Origin of the sequence: Thalassospira mesophila (assembly GCF_002115755.1) — a bacterium.
Taxonomy (GTDB): domain Bacteria; phylum Pseudomonadota; class Alphaproteobacteria; order Rhodospirillales; family Thalassospiraceae; genus Thalassospira; species Thalassospira mesophila.
Genome location: NZ_JFKA01000001.1, coordinates 121,717 through 138,971 on the forward strand (window position 1 = coordinate 121,717; position 17,255 = coordinate 138,971).

At 54.6% G+C, this 17,255-nt stretch carries 20 protein-coding genes; 6 read left to right on the forward strand and 14 right to left on the reverse strand.

From position 1 onward, the window contains the following. The first annotated feature begins 11 nt into the window (after positions 1-11). The gene (ddpX, locus tag TMES_RS00500) at positions 12-569 is read left to right on the forward strand and encodes a D-alanyl-D-alanine dipeptidase (protein WP_085578417.1); all 558 of its coding nucleotides are present in this window, start codon (positions 12-14) and stop codon (positions 567-569) included. Positions 570-600: 31 nt separating this feature from the next. Here ddpX and TMES_RS00505 read toward each other — a convergent pair whose 3' ends face one another. Further along, positions 601-1,197 (reverse strand): TetR/AcrR family transcriptional regulator, encoded by a 597-nt coding sequence (locus TMES_RS00505; protein ID WP_085578419.1) that lies wholly within the window; start codon positions 1,195-1,197, stop codon positions 601-603. Positions 1,198-1,348: 151 nt separating this feature from the next. Between TMES_RS00505 and TMES_RS00510 the strand changes: the two genes are divergently transcribed. Then, entirely contained in the window at positions 1,349-1,753 is a 405-nt protein-coding gene (locus TMES_RS00510) for a RidA family protein (protein ID WP_085578421.1), read from the forward strand. Positions 1,754-1,852: 99 nt separating this feature from the next. On the opposite strand, the gene TMES_RS00515 is transcribed toward TMES_RS00510, so the two are convergent. Together TMES_RS00515 and TMES_RS00525 are read right to left on the reverse strand one after the other, a co-directional pair. Then, positions 1,853-2,374, reverse strand: a complete 522-nt coding sequence (locus TMES_RS00515; RefSeq protein ID WP_085578423.1) for an MgtC/SapB family protein — start codon at positions 2,372-2,374, stop codon at positions 1,853-1,855. Between the two features lie 354 nt (positions 2,375-2,728). Further along, a complete protein-coding gene (locus TMES_RS00525) occupies positions 2,729-3,652 on the reverse strand; it encodes a LysR substrate-binding domain-containing protein (RefSeq protein ID WP_211275853.1) in 924 nt (307 codons plus the stop codon). Positions 3,653-3,730: 78 nt separating this feature from the next. On the opposite strand from TMES_RS00525, the gene TMES_RS00530 reads away from it, so the two are divergent. Beyond that, complete coding sequence (locus TMES_RS00530; RefSeq protein ID WP_085578427.1) at positions 3,731-4,438, forward strand: LysE family translocator; 708 nt, start codon at positions 3,731-3,733, stop codon at positions 4,436-4,438. 40 nt (positions 4,439-4,478) lie between these two features. Here TMES_RS00530 and TMES_RS00535 read toward each other — a convergent pair whose 3' ends face one another. The 7 genes from TMES_RS00535 to TMES_RS00565 all read right to left on the reverse strand — a co-directional run bounded on the left by TMES_RS00535 (position 4,479) and on the right by TMES_RS00565 (position 10,753). Continuing rightward, on the reverse strand, positions 4,479-4,919 hold the full coding sequence (locus TMES_RS00535) for a DsrE/DsrF/DrsH-like family protein (protein ID WP_085578429.1): 441 nt from the start codon (positions 4,917-4,919) through the stop codon (positions 4,479-4,481). Next, entirely contained in the window at positions 4,909-5,709 is an 801-nt protein-coding gene (locus TMES_RS00540) for a HesA/MoeB/ThiF family protein (protein WP_085578430.1), read from the reverse strand. The genes TMES_RS00535 and TMES_RS00540 overlap by 11 nt, the downstream gene beginning before the upstream one ends. Before the next feature lie 277 nt (positions 5,710-5,986). After that, entirely contained in the window at positions 5,987-6,934 is a 948-nt protein-coding gene (gene cysK / locus TMES_RS00545) for a cysteine synthase A (RefSeq protein ID WP_085578432.1), read from the reverse strand. 205 nt (positions 6,935-7,139) lie between these two features. Next, positions 7,140-7,595: an RrF2 family transcriptional regulator gene (locus tag TMES_RS00550; protein ID WP_085578434.1), complete on the reverse strand. Its 456-nt coding sequence runs from the start codon at positions 7,593-7,595 to the stop codon at positions 7,140-7,142. Positions 7,596-7,672: 77 nt separating this feature from the next. Next, positions 7,673-8,125 (reverse strand): dUTP diphosphatase, encoded by a 453-nt coding sequence (dut, locus tag TMES_RS00555; RefSeq protein ID WP_085578436.1) that lies wholly within the window; start codon positions 8,123-8,125, stop codon positions 7,673-7,675. Positions 8,126-8,193: 68 nt separating this feature from the next. Next, entirely contained in the window at positions 8,194-9,414 is a 1,221-nt protein-coding gene (gene coaBC, locus TMES_RS00560) for a bifunctional phosphopantothenoylcysteine decarboxylase/phosphopantothenate--cysteine ligase CoaBC (RefSeq protein WP_085578438.1), read from the reverse strand. A 124-nt stretch (positions 9,415-9,538) separates the two neighbouring features. Beyond that, positions 9,539-10,753 carry a polysaccharide deacetylase family protein gene (locus tag TMES_RS00565; RefSeq protein ID WP_245835142.1) on the reverse strand — a complete coding sequence of 405 codons (1,215 nt, stop codon included), beginning with the start codon at positions 10,751-10,753 and terminating at the stop codon, positions 9,539-9,541. A gap of 321 nt (positions 10,754-11,074) precedes the next feature. Here TMES_RS00565 and TMES_RS00570 point away from each other — a divergent pair, with 321 nt between their 5' ends. Further along, a complete protein-coding gene (locus tag TMES_RS00570) occupies positions 11,075-11,656 on the forward strand; it encodes a malonic semialdehyde reductase (RefSeq protein ID WP_085578442.1) in 582 nt (193 codons plus the stop codon). 227 nt (positions 11,657-11,883) lie between these two features. Next, positions 11,884-13,278, forward strand: coding sequence for an ATP-binding protein (locus TMES_RS00575; RefSeq protein WP_245835143.1), 1,395 nt, complete (start codon positions 11,884-11,886; stop codon positions 13,276-13,278). 26 nt (positions 13,279-13,304) lie between these two features. On the opposite strand, the gene TMES_RS00580 is transcribed toward TMES_RS00575, so the two are convergent. The 4 genes from TMES_RS00580 to hslV form a co-directional block, all read right to left on the reverse strand. Then, positions 13,305-13,892 (reverse strand): ATPase, encoded by a 588-nt coding sequence (locus TMES_RS00580; protein WP_085578446.1) that lies wholly within the window; start codon positions 13,890-13,892, stop codon positions 13,305-13,307. Further along, positions 13,889-14,245 (reverse strand): TA system antitoxin ParD family protein, encoded by a 357-nt coding sequence (locus TMES_RS00585; RefSeq protein WP_085578448.1) that lies wholly within the window; start codon positions 14,243-14,245, stop codon positions 13,889-13,891. The genes TMES_RS00580 and TMES_RS00585 overlap by 4 nt, the downstream gene beginning before the upstream one ends. Before the next feature lie 162 nt (positions 14,246-14,407). Next, on the reverse strand, positions 14,408-15,718 hold the full coding sequence (hslU, locus tag TMES_RS00590) for an ATP-dependent protease ATPase subunit HslU (RefSeq protein ID WP_085578450.1): 1,311 nt from the start codon (positions 15,716-15,718) through the stop codon (positions 14,408-14,410). Positions 15,719-15,800: 82 nt separating this feature from the next. After that, positions 15,801-16,370 (reverse strand): ATP-dependent protease subunit HslV, encoded by a 570-nt coding sequence (hslV, locus tag TMES_RS00595; protein ID WP_085578451.1) that lies wholly within the window; start codon positions 16,368-16,370, stop codon positions 15,801-15,803. A 221-nt stretch (positions 16,371-16,591) separates the two neighbouring features. On the opposite strand from hslV, the gene hisB reads away from it, so the two are divergent. After that, the gene (hisB, locus tag TMES_RS00600; RefSeq protein ID WP_085578453.1) at positions 16,592-17,191 is read left to right on the forward strand and encodes an imidazoleglycerol-phosphate dehydratase HisB; all 600 of its coding nucleotides are present in this window, start codon (positions 16,592-16,594) and stop codon (positions 17,189-17,191) included. Positions 17,192-17,255: the final 64 nt, after the last annotated feature.

Consider the following 17,255-nt stretch of genomic DNA (forward strand, 5'->3'; position numbering starts at 1 on the left):
AGCCTCCGCCAATGGCGCTGGTCGAAATTACGCCGCAAGAATATGATGTCGAAATCGACATTGTTTATGCCACCGATCGCAATTTTACCGGGGCACCGATTTATACGCGGCCAGCATGTTATCTGCATCAGGATGCGGCGGCTTGCCTTAAAAAGGCAAGCCTGATCGCCAGACGGCAGGGTGTTAAATTTCGCCTGCTTGATGCGTTCCGCCCGCAAGAAGCCCAGCGCGCTTTGTGGAACCACACCCCGAATGCCGATTTTGTCGCCAATCCCGATTTCGGATCACCGCATGGCCGCGGTGTCGCCATTGATCTAACGCTGTTAGACGAAAACGGCAAGGAACTGGATATGGGAACCGGCTTTGATGAAATGGATATTAAATCCTGTCACGGGGCAGACGGCCTTTCACATGGCGCCGAAGCCAACCGCCTTTTGCTGCTGGGCATCATGGTCAGCGCCGGGTTCGAGTTTTACGATCACGAATGGTGGCATTACCAATTACCCAATGCCCGCAGCCGTTACCCGCTTTTTTCCGACAGTTCCCTTCGCAGTCCCATGATGGGTTAATGCACCAGCCTGAAATACCATCGTCGCCATATTATGGCTGACCCAGCCGCAAGCCACTGGCAAGGGCGCAGAACGCCTCTCGCGCCTTTGGTAACACATCTGCCGGGCTGTCGCTGGCAGCGATCCACAAGGCCGCATTTAACGCAGCCCCGCTTAACAGGCGGGCGGCGGCATCGGCATCGACCGGTTTTAAAACACCCTGATCAATCAATTGTGCCACCCGGTTGCGGGTTTCGATCAAACACTGGTTCTGGCTGGGCCATTGTGACGGGTCCCCCAGTACAGCCGGGCCGTCCAGCAGCACAATGCGCTGCACTTCCGGGTCCAGCGCCATTTCAATATAAGCAACGCCTTCGGCCAGCAGCCCGTCCCACGGGTCGGTTTTCTGGGCGCCGGTTTTTTGCGCCCGTGTCGCCATTTCACCATCAATCTGGTTAACCACGGCGGCCAGCAAACCGCGTTTGTCGCCAAAATTATGGTAAAGCGCGCCCCGCGTCAGGCCAGCTTGCGCCGTCAAATCATCCATCGATGCGCCCGCAAAGCCCTTTTCGGCAAAGGATTTTCGGGCCGCCGCAATCAACCGGGCGCGGTTTTCCGCCATCATTTCTGTTCGTTTTTTGGCGACCATGCCACGCCTCCACTCATATACGTAACGTATATTAATTGACATACGCTTCGTATCTATATATTTCACATACCTACCGTATATGAAATTCAGGCCGTCGCGGGGTGCTTAACCGCCACCCGTGCCTGTACCAAACCCCAAAGGACTTATCATTATGACGCAGCGTGAAGCAATTTTTCCCGACAATCAAAATCGCCATGCCCTTTATGACGCGCATGGTTATTCGGCGGCCATTCGGTCGGGCGACCTTTTATTTGTTTCAGGCCAGGTTGGCAGCCGCGAAGACGGCACGCCCGAACCCGATTTCAAGGCCCAGGTCGAACGGGCCTTTGACAACCTGAAAGCCACCCTGAATGCCGCCGGTGCCAGCTTTGATGACCTGATTGACGTCACCACCTTTCATACCGACCCGCAAACCCAGTTTGACACCATTATGGACGTCAAAAACAAGATATTCCCCCAGCCTCCCTATCCCAACTGGACAGCCGTGGGGGTAACCTGGCTGGCCGGGTTTGATTTTGAAATCAAGGTCATTGCCCGCATTCCTGTGCAGGCCTGAACACCACAATTGGCCGGGACACGCCAGGTCACATGGCATATCCCGGTCACCCGCGACGGCGCAACGACTCCATGACTCCATAGGGTATCGACGATGTAACTAATCGTCTTCCTTGACCGCTTCAGGATCGCCGCCAAACAAGCGCACCAAAAACAGTTCGACCGGTTTTAAAACAACCAGCACAAAAAAGGTCAGGACACTGGCCACCAGCACGATTTGCCAGGCCGCCAGCGCGCAGGCGATGCCAAGGGCCGCTGTAATCCATACTGTGGCCGCTGTTGTCAGGCCGGTAACCGTTTTATCCTTTGGCTGACGCATGATCACACCGGCACCAATAAAACCGATGCCGGTTAAAACGCCTTGCAAAATCCCCTGCACCACCCGCGAAAGGGCGTCGGGATTGTCGATCAGCCCCTCGAAATGAACCGCAACCACCGATACCACCGCCGCGCCAAGCGACACCAGGGCCAGCGTTCGCATCCCGGTGGGTTTGTCGTTAATGTCACGGTTCAGCCCGATCATCATGCCAATCACCGTCGCGGCAAGCAGCCGCAAAATCACGTCGATCAGTTCAATGTCAAAATACTGGCTGGCCGTGGCAAAATAGGGCAACTCGAACATGCTGAAATTTTCCGCAATTATTGGGTTACGCCCTGTAACGCCCCATGTTGCCGGTATGTTCCGTGCTGGTCCAAATGACACCCCATCGTCTTTATCCGAAAATTTTGCAAAACCGGCATAAAACCCGACTTAAATGCCCAAAAATCACCCGAAAACAGCATCAAAATCAAACCGGCCGCTTAGGGCGAACAACACATTGGTTAGCCAATTGTCGAAGACAGAACAAAACCGGACCATTTTGTCGATCAGATCAGGCGTTCCCGAATTTGCACAACCCCGGTTGGCCCCGGCAGAAACCGAAAGTGAAAGCGCTTTCACTTTCGGCCCAACGATGCCGTTCCCGCGCATCAGAAATTACCCGATAACGGCTTTCGAGCTTGCTTCTGTCGCCTGTGCTTCTGCTGCCAGCCAATGTGCAAAACGGGTAATCCGGCGATCCTTTTTCGGATCATCCAAACTCAGCATCACATAATCCACCCCGGTTGGGGCCATGCCCATGGGTGCGCACAGGCGCCCGGCGGCAAGGTCATCAATCACCAGTGGCAAGGACCCAATGGCGGTACCCAGCCGGTTCACCGCCGCTTGCAAGGCAAAAAAGAAATGATCAAAATATTGCTCGCTGGCCGGGCGGCCCTTAAAGCCGCTGGCTTTTTTCCAGATATCCCACGCGTCAGACCGGGTGCGGCTGTGTAACCAGCGGGCATTGCTTAAATCGCAGGCCAATATGTTTTGCCAACAATCGGGGTCGCACACCGGCCCGGCCATTTCCGCCCACAGCAGGGTGACATAATAATCATCGGGCAGGCCAAAATCACGGCGGCGGATGGCAATGTCATAACCCGATGCCAGCAAATCAACCGGGCCGCCCGCCATATGCATTTCCACATTCAAATCGGGGTTTTGTTCGCGAAAACTCCCCAAACGCGGCATTAACCAGCGCATCGCCAAACTGGGTTCGCACGACACCGACAAAATCGGCGACTGTGCATCATGGCGATGAATATCCTCGACCGCGCGGTCAAGATCCTGCAGCACCGTTTCTGCCGTGCGCAGCAACCTTTCGCCCGCGCGCGTTAAATAAACCCGCCGGTTTCGTCGCACAAACAAATCCACGCCCAGGCGTTCTTCAATCTGGGCAACAGCGCGGCTAATCGCGCCGTGGGTCAGGTTCAATTCCTCGGCCGCGCGTGAAAAACTTTGATGGCGGGCGGCGGCCTCAAACGCGGGCAGGGATGCAAGGGGTAAAAACCCGCGCTTTATGTGAATATTATTCACCATAAATCCTATTTTATTTCGATTTCCCAAGAGAAAATTTAAACTGATAATCGATTTTCTCACAGATTAAGGAAAATCAAAATGGCCGATAGTGCCTCTGTCGAAATTGTCGCTGTTGCCATTATCACGGTGCTGGCCGTCATCAGCCCCGGACCGGACTTTGCCATGGTCACCCGTATTGCCATCGCCCGTGGGCGCAAGGCCGGGGTTTTATGCGCCATTGGCATTGGCAGCGGCATTTCGGTGCATATTACCTATACCATGATCGGGCTGGGCGTGGTTTTTGCCCATAATGTGTGGGTGTTAAACACCATTCGCATTCTGGGTGCGTCCTATCTGATCTGGCTGGGAATCAGTGCGTTTTTGCCCGATTTATGGCAAAGGGCAAAACGTCACCTTGGCGTGCAGACCCCCGCTGCGGCCATTCTGGCCCATTCCGCCCCGACAGCACACCAGGCCCAAACCCCGCCACCAGCACCAGCACCAGCCCACCAAAGAAATTCGTCATCTTTCTGGGCGGGGTTCGCCTGTAACGCGTTAAACCCAAAGGCTATGTTGTTTATTGTTTCGCTGTTCAGCCAGGTCATATCGGCCGATACCAGTGCCGCTATGCAGCTTGGCTATGGTGTTTTTATCGCCCTGTGCCACATGGTGTGGTTCGCCATTGTTGCCGCCGCGCTAACCTTGCCCGCAATACAGGCAAAAATCGGCAAGGCGCGGGTCTGGATCGAACGCGGGGTGGGGGTGTGTCTGGCCGGGCTGGGCATCAAAATTCTGGCGAGCGGCTAAACCCGTACGTCATGCCAACAAGTGCTGTTTATGCCTTCGTTCAAATAAACAGCATCTCGCCATCTTTGCGGGCATCATTAAGAAATGTCACCACACCGCCCACTTCAATCGTCATCTCCGCCCGGCGTTTTTCCTGTTCCAGCCCCAACGCGCGCAGCCCCATTTCGCAGACCATAAATTTGGCCCCCAGCTCCACACAGGCCGATAACAATTCTTCAAACGTCGCCACCCCGCGTTCAGAATAGCCAAAATCAAGGCTGGTGGCGGTGGCTCCCTGGACATCGGGCCGCAAATGACGCCAGCCCGATGGCGCCAACAACGCCCGGCTGGCTTCCATGGTGAAAAACAGGGTCACCTCACGCCCGGTGGCCAGTGCCGCACTGGCCATCACCAGCGCATAATGCACCTTTTCAAAACTGCCGGAAAAAACCACCAGCGACAGTTTTTCAACGGTTTTTGTCGGCGCGGCATCAATGCTCATGGCAGCTTAGATCCTTGATTGTGGCAGCGTCGGAACATAACGGGCAGCCGGGGTCCCGCGGGACGCGGATTTTGCGAAAACTGGCCGCAAGCGCATCAACAATCACCAATTGCCCCGACAAACTGTCGCCAATCGCCATCAGCTCCTTAAGCACTTCGGTTGCCTGCATGCCGCCAATGGTGCCGACCACCGCACCTAAAACACCCCCTTGCGAGCACGATGGAATGGCATCGGGCGGGGGTGGCGCGTGATAGATACAGCGATAACACGGGTGCGGCGCGCCCAAATGGGCCTTAAATGTTGAAACCTGCCCGTCAAAGCGCAACGCCGCACCGCTGACCAGAGTTTTACCGGCCAAATAGCAGGCATCGTTTAGCAAAAAACGGGTTTCAAAATTGTCCGATCCATCGGCAATCACGTCATATTGCCCGATCAGCTCCAGAACATTTTTGGCATTCAGCCGCATCTGATGCGTCTGAACCGTGACTTCCGGGTTCATGTTCAGCATCGTCGCCCGCGCACTATCAACCTTGGGGGCGCCAATGTCGCTCATGCCATGGGCAATCTGGCGTTGCAGGTTGGAAAGTTCGACCACATCGTCATCCACAATGCCAATTGTGCCCACACCGGCCGCCGCCAGATACATCGCCAGCGGCGAGCCCAACCCGCCAGCACCCACCACCAGCACGCGCCCGCGCTTCAGCTTCATCTGCCCGGTGCCGCCCACATCCTTTAAAACGATATGGCGGGCATAACGCTGTATTTCGCTGTCGCTGAAGTCAAAATCCATATTCAGGCCTCACTGGTTACCGCCCTAGAGATAGGGTGCTGCCCCCCATTGCTCAACCACAAACTTGCATGCCAACTGTTTTATTAACATGCCGGCCAAGCGGACATTTACCCGGACATGCCAAAGGCCACCATTTCACACAACATATTGTAATTTAACACTATATCAGCGACGATTTGCCGGACATCAAAGCGGACACCAAAAATGACAAGGCCCGGAAACATTCTGGTTTCCGGGCCTTGTTTTATCCAATCATACCAACGGGAAAAAGGCTGGCTTACAGCCCTTCAAACAGCGGGGTCGACAGGTAACGTTCGGCGAAGGACGGAATGATAACAACAATCCGTTTGCCTTCATTTTCCGGCATCTGGCCCAGTTCAATGGCAGCGGCCACCGCCGCACCCGACGAAATACCCGTCGGCAGGCCTTCAAGGGCGGCCAGCTTGCGCGCCGTTGAAAACGCGGTTTCATTGCCGATTGTCATTACCCGGTCAATCAGTTTGGTATCAAGGTTGCCGGGGATAAAACCGGCGCCAATGCCCTGAATTTTATGCGGGCCGGGCGCGCCACCGGAAATAACCGGGCTGTCTTCGGGTTCAACGGCAATGATCTGCACATCGGGGTTATGTTTTTTCAACACATCGGCTACACCGGTCAGCGTGCCGCCGGTGCCCACACCGGCGACAAAAATATCAACCTTGCCGTCGGTATCTTTCAAAATTTCCTGGGCTGTGGTGGTGCGGTGAATTTCCGGGTTGGCCGGGTTGTCAAACTGCTGAAGCATTACGGCACCGTCAATTTCAGCAACCAGTTCCTCGGCCCGGGCAACCGCGCCCTTCATGCCTTTGGCAGCCGGGGTCAGGTCAATTTTGGCCCCGAGCAACATCAGCATTTTGCGCCGTTCCAGCGACATGCTTTCGGGCATGGTCAAAATCAGCTTATAGCCCTTGGCAGCAGCAACAAAGGCCAGCGCAATGCCGGTATTTCCCGATGTCGGCTCAACAAGGGTGGCGCCCGGTTTGATCTTGCCGTCTTTTTCGGCGGCGGTGATCATGGCCAGACCAATGCGGTCCTTGACCGAAGCCAGCGGGTTGAAAAATTCCAGCTTGCCCAGAATCTCAGCTTTCGCCCCTTCGGCAGCCGCAATCCGCGAAAGGCGAACCAGCGGCGTTGCACCGATGGTATCGATGATGCTGTCATAAATCTTGCCGCGAAACTCAGTCATGATTTCCTCGCATTTTTGTGTGCATTACAAATCAACACATATTGTATCTGTATTTATTCCAAGTTTACCGCAAGTCAAAGGGTCAACAAGGAATATTTACGGTTTTTTCGCACCGGGGTGCAATTTCGTAAATGTGCAATCAAACTGATATGCGAAAATTTTCTGTGGTTTGAAAATATCGCATATCCGCTTCGGGGCGAAAACCTCAGATGATAAAATCCGGCGATTCTTCAATCCCGCTGCGCAACCCGGCATCTCGCGCACGATTACACAAATCTTCGACCGTAATATGTTCAAGCTGCTGCATCATGGTATCTTGCAATTCGCGCCACAAGGGCCGAACCACTTCCTTGCCCAAAGGCGACCCTGCCGGATCTTCGATCGGGTCGTCCGATGTTTCCATCGACCGGATCACCGAAACAATATCGGCAAGGGTAATACGGCGACGTTCACGCGCCAACCGATAGCCACCACGCGGGCCGCGCACACCGGTTAAAATATCGGCGCGCACCAGTTGTTGCAGGGTCTGTTCCAGATAACGTTTAGGAATGCCCTGTCGTGCGGTGATATCGCGGCTTTGCACCGGTTCGCCCGCCGCATTATAGGCAATGTCCACCACGGCTTCGATGGCAAACAACATCTTCTTTGAAAGTTTAAGCATCGTCTCTCGTTTGCTCCCCTCGATTATGCCTGTCATCGCAGCCCGGAAACCGCGCAAAGCACCAATTTATATCCGGGTCATGCAACCCCGGTGGACCCGAAACCGCCTTCACCACGGTCGGTTGCGGTCAAATCCGCCACCACATTCCAGCCCACCTGGCTAACCGGCGCGATCACCATTTGCGCAATGCGCATTCCGCGTTCAATGCGAAAGGCCGCGTCGCCCAAATTAACCAGAATAACTTTGATCTCGCCGCGATAATCGGCATCAATCGTGCCCGGGCTGTTTAACACCGTGACACCATTTTTTGCGGCTAACCCGGAACGGGGCCGCACCTGGGCTTCAAACCCGGCGGGCAGGGCAATGGCAATGCCGGTTTCAACCATGGCGCGTTTGCCCGGTTCAATCACCAGCACATCTTCAATCGCGGCCACCAGATCAACCGCAGCCGCCTGCGCGGTAGCATAAGCGGGCAGGGGCAAATCGCGCCCGTGATCCAGTACTTTCAAATCAACAGATAAGCCGGTCATATATTTATCCTGTAACGCGTCTGTTTATCCGCCCGTTTGCCATACAAGGCATTCCGGGCCGGTTTGTTTTAAGAGTTAAAATGGCGGGTAATCCGCGCCACCAGCGATCTGGCAACAGCGGTTTTGCTTTGCCGCGGCCAAATCTCGTCGCGGGCGGGGTCAGAACCGCCAATCAGATGAATTTCATTGTTATCACCGCCAAAGGTGCCGGTTTCGGGGCCAACATTGTTGGCCAAAATCCAGTCGCATCCCTTGCGGTCGCGTTTGGCACGGGCGTGATCGACCACATTTTCGGTTTCGGCGGCAAAACCCACCACCAATGACGGGCGATTGGGCCCCGCTGTGCTAATCGTTGCCAGAATGTCGGGGTTTTCGGCAAATTGCAGGGCAGGGATAACACCGTCGCCGGTTTTTTTAAGCTTCTGATCCGCCCGGTGCAACACCCGCCAGTCGGCCACCGCCGCGGCACAAACCGCAATATCGGCGGGCAACTGGCCCTGAACGGCGGCCAGCATTTCCTGTGCCGTTTCCACCTGTACCACACGAACCCCGGCAGGGTTCGGCAATGTCACCGGCCCACTAACCAGCGTTACGTCGGCCCCGGCACGGGCCAGTTCGGCGGCAATGGCATGGCCCTGCTTGCCCGAAGATCGATTGGCAATAAAGCGCACCGGGTCAATCGGCTCGTGCGTCGGGCCACTGGTAACCACGGCTTTTTTACCCGCCAGCGGTTTGGGGCCATCTTGCAAGGCAAAGAAGTTTTGAACGGCAGCAATAATTTCGAAAGGTTCGGCCAAACGCCCGGTGCCGGTTTCGCCGCACGCCAAATCACCGCCTGCCGGGCCAATGCGCAAAATGCCCCGGCTTTCCAGCGTGGCAATATTGGCCTGCGTCGCGGCGTGATTCCACATTTCAACATTCATGGTCGGCGCGACCAGAACCGGTTTGTTGGTCGCCAACAGGGCGGTTGTTGCCAGATCACTGGCCATGCCCGCCGCCATTTTTGCCAGCAAATCGGCGGTCGCCGGGGCCACCAGCACCAGATCAGCCTCGCGCGACAGGCGAATGTGGCCCATTTCGGCTTCGTCGGTCAGGGAAAAAAGATCCTGGTAAACCTTGTTTTCGGTTAACGCGGCCACCGACAGCGGGGTGACAAATTCGGCACCGCCTTTGGTCAGAATGGCACGGATCGATGCCCCCTGATCGCGCAAACGCCGGATGACTTCCAACACCTTATAGGCGGCAATACCGCCCGAGATGATTAAAAGTATGTTTTTTCCTGTCAGCACTGTGGTTAGCCATTATTTACGTTATCGAAGTGTGGATAACCTAGCGCGTTGCGGTTCAACACGCAATAGCCGTTATTTGACAGGAAAAAACGAAATATAACCGTAAAAAGGAAATTTCGGCCGATCAGTCCGAATTTTTAAGCCCTTTGGGCACGGTATAAAGCATGCCCAGCCAGCGCCACCGGCCATTCGGCCCACCAGCGGTGCAATTGATCCGCCAGCGACCCGGTGAGACCGGGCCATCCAGACGCACTTCCACCCGTTCATCGCCAAGGCGGCTCATGGTGGCGGTACCTTCGGACGGGTAACATTTCACGTCCCGGGCCGGATGCTTCAGGGTAAAGCCAAAGGCCGGCGGGTTGCGTTGCAGGGTGTAATTGTTCGGGGTTAAATCACTAACCACCAGCGGCAATGAATTGGCCGCCAGTTCGAACCGGTCAAGCGACCCGTAATGTTCATTCAGGGCAAAACGCGGCAGGTAAAACATGTCGTCTGATCTATCAAAACCGCCACTTTGCTGACCAAAGGCGGCCTTGTACCCGGCATCACGCACAGCTTGCTGAACCTCGGTATCGGCTTCGCCGTACGGATAGGCAAACAGCTCGGGCACAAAACCCAGTTCCTGTTTGAAACGTTTGGCCGAATTTTCCAGTTCAGCCCTGGTTTGTGCAATTGGCACCGATGACAAATGGGCGTGGTTATCGCTATGCCCGCCCACGGTGACACCCTGCTTGACCAAATCACGCAGCATGTCCCAGGTCATATAGCTGCTATACCCGGCATCAAGCTGACTGGTGGAGACAAAAACTGTCACCGGTAAACCGGCCTTTTTAAACATCGGCCACGCGACACTGTAAAAGCTGCGATAGGCATCATCGACCGTAATGCCAATGGCACGATCGGGCAGGGCTTTGCCCGCACTGATGGCCGAAACAATATCGGCAACGCCCATCACATGATATTTCGATTTGCCCAATTCGCTAATATGGGCTGAAAGCTGGTCCACCCGGGTGTTGGTCGACGGATATTCGCCTTCGTCAAAGCGGTGATACATAAACACCACCGCAGAGGCCGCCGAACCGGCATTTTGTAACGCGGCTTTATTGTCATCTTTATTGGCCGTCTGGCTGGGCGGCGTGGCTTGATCGTTCGGCCCGGTTTGTGCTGACTGATTGGTCTGGGCAGGCGGCACAGTTTGTTCTGTTTGAGCCTGTGCAGGAGCCGACAGGATAAAGGCCAGTGCGGTCGCTGCTGTCAAAAGCGCGCCACGCATATATCCCCCCGTCATCCCGCCTTTGGCTGCAATGCCGGAATTGGGGATAATTTTATCTGTCTGCATCGCAATATCCATGCCATTCAATGATGTGTGCATCGTTTTCGGGAATGTTAGACACCGCCATTGTCGCGATATTGTGGCAAGGCACAATGTCCATTCTCCCGTTTCACCGCTGCATTATACGAATGCTCTTTCAAACCCGGCAGAGCTATACCATCGCACTATAACGCATTGGCTCACCTCATGATCCCGACCAAATTGGTGTCAAATGCTCCGCAAACCGCACGCGATCAGCAAAACGTCATAACTCCGGCCTTCTCATTGCCGTTTTAAGTGCCTAGGCTACGCGCATCATAGCGGACTCATCTCAGGAAAGCCCTCATCATGATTGATCAAAACGCCCTTGATATTCTTTTTAACAAGGCCCGCACCCACAATGGCTGGCTGAATAAAAAGGTGGATACCGCCCTTTTGCACACCGCGTGGGATCTGGCCGTGATGGGGCCGACCAGTGCCAATTGCGAACCGATGCGGGTTATATTTGTGCAAAGCGAGGCCGCCAAAGCCCGCCTTAAACCGTTTATGTCCGAAGGCAATGCCGCCAAAACCATGGCGGCCCCGGTCACGGCCATTATCGGCATGGATATGGCATTTTACGAAAAACTGCCGCAACTTTTTCCCCATGCCGATGCCCGGTCGTGGTTTGTTGGCAATGATGATTTGATCAAGGCCACCGCCTTTCGCAATGCCAGCTTGCAAGGGGCCTATCTGATTTTGGCCCTGCGCAGTCTGGGGCTTGATTGCGGGCCGATGTCGGGCTTTGATGCCGACGGGGTGGATGGTGAATTTTTCGCTGGCACAACGGTTAAAACCAATTTCATGGTCAATATTGGCTATGGCGATGCCTCGAAACTGTTTGATCGCAGCCCGCGCCTGGCATTTGATGACGGTGCCAGCATCATTTAGGCTAAAAACCCCGCCAAACCCCGCCGACTCCGCTTCAAACCGCCCCGTTTTTGGCCGGGGCGGCTTTTTTCATATGAAAAACACGAAACATTTCAACGAATTGAAAACTGTCATTTAAAGTTGATTTGATATTCGGGCCGACATCATCATGTTAGGCAAAATTATCGTCATATAAGGCAAATCTCTGCCGCTGTTTTGATCTGGAGAATCGCTTGGGATTCCGGCAATTGCTTGCGACCGCATTCGCACTGAACGTTCCCCCCGCTGCCATTTTGATATTGCTGGCAGCGTCGGATCAAATCACCTGGGGCCTTGCTGTGGTTTGCGCCCTGGCGGCGTATGCCGGTGTCATCGGGATTTTGCGGATTTATTTCAAGGATCTGCGCAGTGTGGCGCGCTATGCCTCAACCCTGCGCGACCATTTTCGCGGCACCCCGCCACAACATCTCTCGTTTGATGCCGCGGCCGAACTTTCATCGCTTTATACCCAGATCACAGCGGCCTTTCGCGAACGCATCCTGACACTTGAAGCCCAAACCAGCACGGATGCCGAAATTCTTGATCATTTGCCAAACCCGGTGGTGATGGTGAACCGCCAGCGCACCGTGACCGGATTTAACCAGGCGGCAAAATCGCTGTTTCATAATCTGGAAACCGGACATGACCTGACACGCTATATCCGCGATCCGATTTTGCTGGATGCATTTGATATGGTGTCATCGGGCCGTCGTACCTTGCAACATACCGAATTTGTCGTTGCCAGCGATGCCCAGCGCCATTTCGATGTGCTGACCGCACATTTACCCGCCGAAACCGGCAATCGTAACTTTGTTTTATCGTTTAGCGACCTGACCGAACTTCGCAAGGTGGAACAGATGCGCGCCGATTTTGCCGCCGATGCCGGGCATGAATTGCGCACACCATTATCGGTTTTGCTGGGCTTCATCGAAACACTCGAAGGCCCGGCCAAGGACGACCCCGATGCTTTGGGCCAGTTTTTGCCGGTGATGCGCGATCAGGCCCAACGCATGCAAAGTCTGGTTGAAGATTTGCTGTCACTGGCGCGGATCGAGCTGAACGAACATACCCCGCCGTCAAATGATTGCGATGTTGCCACCATCATCGACAAGGTTGCCGCAGGCCTGCGGGTAAAAGCAGACGCCAAAAACATGAATATCCGCGTGACATCGACGCTGGATCAAACCGCCACGATTGGCGAGGAAAAGGAACTGGTTCAGGTTTTCCAGAATCTGATCGAAAACGCCATTAAATATGGCCATCAGGACAGCACGGTCGATGTTAAAATCAGTCTGGTGAAAAACCCGCCAGCAGCGCTGGCCCGCTATCGTCACAGCCGCATCATGGCCGTTTCGGTTTGCGATCAGTCCGACGGTATTGCCCGCGAACATTTACCGCGCCTGACCGAACGTTTTTACCGGGTCGATACCGCACGGTCGCGCGCCGTGGGTGGCACCGGCCTTGGTCTGGCGATTGTCAAACATCTGGTGCAACGCCACCGCGGCACCATGATCATAGACAGCGAAGTCGGCAAGGGCTCGGTCTTTACCGTCTATCTGCCCGCGCAAACCGCCGATAATGTGCATAAGCTTTATCGGGCATGACAAATTCCCGGCTAACCCGGGAAGACTTATATGATCAGGTCTTCGGCATAGACCGTTAATACCCACTGAGGCAGAAGCGAAATGGCCTGTATCAGGCGCCCGCTTGTAAAGACAAGAACCTGTTGCGGTGGCTGGTTAAGTTTCGAGTTGTCATAAACCATGCCCCGGTCGGCACGCAAAACAGCTTCGCGGATCAGTGGCTGCCCACGATCATAGCGCGCACGGATCTTGTCTTCGGGAACATCATGCCCTCCTTCCAAGGTGCGTTCTTTGACGCGCATAACCGAAAGATCAGAACTGTCCACGCCGACATGCATAACAATGACGACATAACCACGAGCCTGAGCATTCTCGATAATTTCAAGTTTTGCGGGGTGCGAGAAAACAGTCTCGGTCACAAAGCTTTTGCCCGCAGCAAGCATTGCGGAACGGTGATCACGGGCAATTTCGGCGGCTTTGTATGACGCCTTCATCGAGGTATCGTTTAATATTTCGCGCTGGATAATGTCCGCATTGATGAAAGGCCCCGCGAAACTTGGTTCAACACGGGTGTGATAGAGCGTGGATTTACCCGCACCATTTGGACCAGCCAAGAGAACAAGGCTGGGTCTCATGCAGCGTCATCATCCTTCGCGTAGCATAAGTTACCACCTGCATCGAGGCCGACACCCAGGCCAAGCCTTCTGCGCTTTGCGAAGAAGGCTTTTTCATGCTCCGATGGTTCTGCCATTTTGGTGGTAAAAGCATCAAGCCAGGCGGCTTCTTCTTCCGCGCCAAGCCCGTTCGTGTCGAGCTTGCCTTCCAGAGCCGCAGTAATCCTTGCATGATCGAAGGTGCCGGAATGCTCAATCGCACGCCCAAGCTTAAGCCAATGGGTGATCTGGCCTGCAACAGACCGGCTGTGAATATCCGCCTCGTGGCGAACAAGTGCCATAATATCATCGGCAAGTTTCACGGATTGAGCCATAGACGCCTCCTGCACTACGATACAAAAGGTAGCAAAATGCCACCTGATCGTCAAGATTTACCACCAATGCAAACTGGTAATCCCGCCTCTAAACCAAAAGGCCGGAGCAAATACTGCCCCGGCCTTTTACGGTCGATCACGGATGGCAGGTTACCCCGCCAATCACAGAATGAATTTGGACAGATCGGTGTTTTTCGACAGTTCTTCGACCTGATCGCGCACATATTGTGCATCAATCTTGACCGTTTCACCCGAGCGGTCGGTTGCGGTGAAGCTGATTTCATCAAGCAGCTTTTCCAGAACCGTGTGCAGGCGACGCGCACCGATATTTTCAACCGATTCATTCACACTGGCCGAAATATGGGCGATTTCGTCAATCGCATCATCGCTAAATTCCAGCGTGACTTCTTCGGTACCCATCAAGGCAATATATTGCTTGATCAGGGATGCTTCGGGTTCAAGCAGGATGCAGCGGAAATCGGCTTCGGTCAGGGCTTTTAACTCAACCCGGATCGGCAAACGACCCTGCAATTCCGGCAACAGATCGGATGGCTTGGACAAATGAAACGCGCCCGAGCAAATAAACAAAACATGGTCGGTTTTCACCGTGCCATGTTTGGTGGCAACCGTGGTGCCTTCGATCAAAGGCAGCAAATCGCGCTGCACCCCTTCGCGTGAAACATCGCCACTGCGTTCGGACCGCGCGGTAATTTTGTCGATCTCGTCAAGAAAGACAATGCCGTTCTGCTCGACATTCTCAATCGCTTCAGCCGTCACTTTGTCCATATCAAGAAGCTTGTCAGATTCTTCCTCGATCAGGCGTTCAAAGGCCTCAACAACGCTCATGCGTTTGGGTTTGGTCTGACCGCCAAAGGCTTTGCCAAACATGTCTGACAAGTTGAGCATGCCCATCTGCGCGCCGGGCATACCGGGCACATCAATGGTCGGCATCGAGGTCGAGGCATTTTCCTGCACCTGAATCTCGATTTCCTTGTCCTGCAAGTCGCCTTCACGCAGCTTTTTACGGAATTTCTGCCGGGTTTCAGCCGAAGCATTATCGCCGACCAGACTATCAAGGATCCGTTCTTCGGCCTGCAATTCGGCCTTGGCGGTGACCTTGCGTTTCATGGTGGTGCGGGTCAGATCGATGGAAACTTCCAGCAAATCCCGAATGATCTGTTCCACATCGCGCCCAACATAACCAACTTCGGTAAATTTGGTGGCTTCGACCTTTAAAAACGGCGCATCGGCCAGTTTGGCGAGGCGGCGGGCGATTTCGGTTTTACCCACCCCGGTCGGACCGATCATAAGAATATTTTTGGGCAGGACTTCGCCGCGCATCGGCTCTTCAAGCTGCTGGCGGCGCCAACGGTTGCGCAACGCCACCGCAACGGCGCGCTTGGCGTCTTTTTGTCCAATAATGTGGCGATCAAGTTCTGAAACAATCTCGCGCGGGGTAAATTGCTGTGTCATGTATTTCGGATCCGGTTTTTGTACCGCGATGATCCCCATAATGGGCAACCATGCGCAAATGAAAACGTCCCAGGGTCAGGGGCTAGGCGACGTCCTTTGCCTCATCAATTTTTTCAAGCGTGACATTGCCATTGGTGTAAACGCAAATTTCACCGGCAATTTTCATCGACCGGCGGGCAATTTCTTCGGCATCCATGTCCTGATCGATCAGGGCACGCGCCGCCGACAAGGCATAATTCCCGCCCGAGCCAATGGCGATAATGCCGTCTTCAGGCTCAAGCACATCACCCATGCCGGTCAGAACCAGCGAAATATCGCGGTCCACTACCGCCATCATCGCTTCAAGGCGGCGCAGGTAACGATCCGTGCGCCAGTCCTTTGCCAGTTCAACACAGGCGCGCATGGTTTGGCCGGGGTGGCGTTCGAGTTTGGCTTCCAGCCGTTCAAGCAGGGTAAAGGCATCGGCAGTGGCCCCGGCAAAGCCGACAATAATGTCCTGCTTTGCGCCAATGCGGCGCACCTTGCGGGCGTTGCCCTTGATCACGGTCTGGCCCAGCGTCACCTGTCCGTCACCGGCAATCACAACCTGATTGCCCTTGCGAACGGAAAGAATCGTCGTGCCGTGCCAGCTTTGCTGCGATTGATCGCTCATAAAAACTTCCTGAAATTGGCCTTAACTCATTCGATCAAGAGTTAGCACGTAGAAAGTCAGGGTCAAGGGGCAGGGCGAGGCCGGGCGCACAGAGTGTGTTATTTTTAACGCTTCGTTATTTTTGCGGCCATTAGGTATGCGGTTAAACTGGCAATTGCGGTGCGATGTTGCTAAATAACCAGCTATCAGACGCATTGATTTTGCAGGAAAGGAGCCTTTGCATGCGCAAGGCCCGCGTAGAGCGCAACACCAACGAAACCCAAATCACCGCCGAGGTCAATCTTGACGGCACGGGCATCTATGATGTCCAGACCGGTGTGGGTTTTCTGGATCACATGCTTGAACAGCTTTCACGCCACAGCCTGATGGACCTGACCGTCCGTGCCAAAGGCGACCTGCATATCGATTTTCACCATACCACCGAAGATGCCGGCATTGCGATTGGCCAGGCTTTTGCCAAAGCACTGGGCGATAAAAAAGGCATTTACCGGTATGGCAGTTGCCTGTTGCCAATGGACGAAGCCTTAACCCGTGTGGCACTGGATATTTCCAGCCGGCCTTATCTGATCTGGAATGTCACGTTTAGCCGCGACAAGATCGGCGATATGGATACCGAACTGTTTCGCGAATGGTTTCAGGGCTTTGCCCAGGCCGCCGGGATCACGCTGCATGTGGAAAACCTTTATGGTGAAAACAATCATCATATTGTGGAAAGCTGTTTTAAGGCTCTGGCGCGGTCGCTGCGCGATGCCATCGAAATTGATGCGCGCAAGGCCGATGCCATTCCTTCGACCAAGGGCGTTCTGGGCGGGTCATTGTAACCGACCTGTTTGTTTTGGGCCTGTCCATCAGGCCGATATAGCCCAGAGCCGGTGACTGATACGG

Bases quoted from the DNA above. Each gene is read 5' to 3' on its own strand.
- ddpX (WP_085578417.1), top strand. From the start codon at position 12: ATGGCGCTGGTCGAAATTACGCCGCAAGAATATGATGTCGAAATCGAC.
- TMES_RS00505 (WP_085578419.1), bottom strand. From the start codon at position 1,197: ATGGTCGCCAAAAAACGAACAGAAATGATGGCGGAAAACCGCGCCCGG.
- TMES_RS00510 (WP_085578421.1), top strand. From the start codon at position 1,349: ATGACGCAGCGTGAAGCAATTTTTCCCGACAATCAAAATCGCCATGCC.
- TMES_RS00515 (WP_085578423.1), bottom strand. From the start codon at position 2,374: ATGTTCGAGTTGCCCTATTTTGCCACGGCCAGCCAGTATTTTGACATT.
- TMES_RS00525 (WP_211275853.1), bottom strand. From the start codon at position 3,652: ATGGTGAATAATATTCACATAAAGCGCGGGTTTTTACCCCTTGCATCC.
- TMES_RS00530 (WP_085578427.1), top strand. From the start codon at position 3,731: ATGGCCGATAGTGCCTCTGTCGAAATTGTCGCTGTTGCCATTATCACG.
- TMES_RS00535 (WP_085578429.1), bottom strand. From the start codon at position 4,919: ATGAGCATTGATGCCGCGCCGACAAAAACCGTTGAAAAACTGTCGCTG.
- TMES_RS00540 (WP_085578430.1), bottom strand. From the start codon at position 5,709: ATGGATTTTGACTTCAGCGACAGCGAAATACAGCGTTATGCCCGCCAT.
- cysK (WP_085578432.1), bottom strand. From the start codon at position 6,934: ATGACTGAGTTTCGCGGCAAGATTTATGACAGCATCATCGATACCATC.
- TMES_RS00550 (WP_085578434.1), bottom strand. From the start codon at position 7,595: ATGCTTAAACTTTCAAAGAAGATGTTGTTTGCCATCGAAGCCGTGGTG.
- dut (WP_085578436.1), bottom strand. From the start codon at position 8,125: ATGACCGGCTTATCTGTTGATTTGAAAGTACTGGATCACGGGCGCGAT.
- TMES_RS00565 (WP_245835142.1), bottom strand. From the start codon at position 10,753: ATGCAGACAGATAAAATTATCCCCAATTCCGGCATTGCAGCCAAAGGC.
- TMES_RS00570 (WP_085578442.1), top strand. From the start codon at position 11,075: ATGATTGATCAAAACGCCCTTGATATTCTTTTTAACAAGGCCCGCACC.
- TMES_RS00580 (WP_085578446.1), bottom strand. From the start codon at position 13,892: ATGAGACCCAGCCTTGTTCTCTTGGCTGGTCCAAATGGTGCGGGTAAA.
- TMES_RS00585 (WP_085578448.1), bottom strand. From the start codon at position 14,245: ATGGCTCAATCCGTGAAACTTGCCGATGATATTATGGCACTTGTTCGC.
- hslU (WP_085578450.1), bottom strand. From the start codon at position 15,718: ATGACACAGCAATTTACCCCGCGCGAGATTGTTTCAGAACTTGATCGC.
- hslV (WP_085578451.1), bottom strand. From the start codon at position 16,370: ATGAGCGATCAATCGCAGCAAAGCTGGCACGGCACGACGATTCTTTCC.
- hisB (WP_085578453.1), top strand. From the start codon at position 16,592: ATGCGCAAGGCCCGCGTAGAGCGCAACACCAACGAAACCCAAATCACC.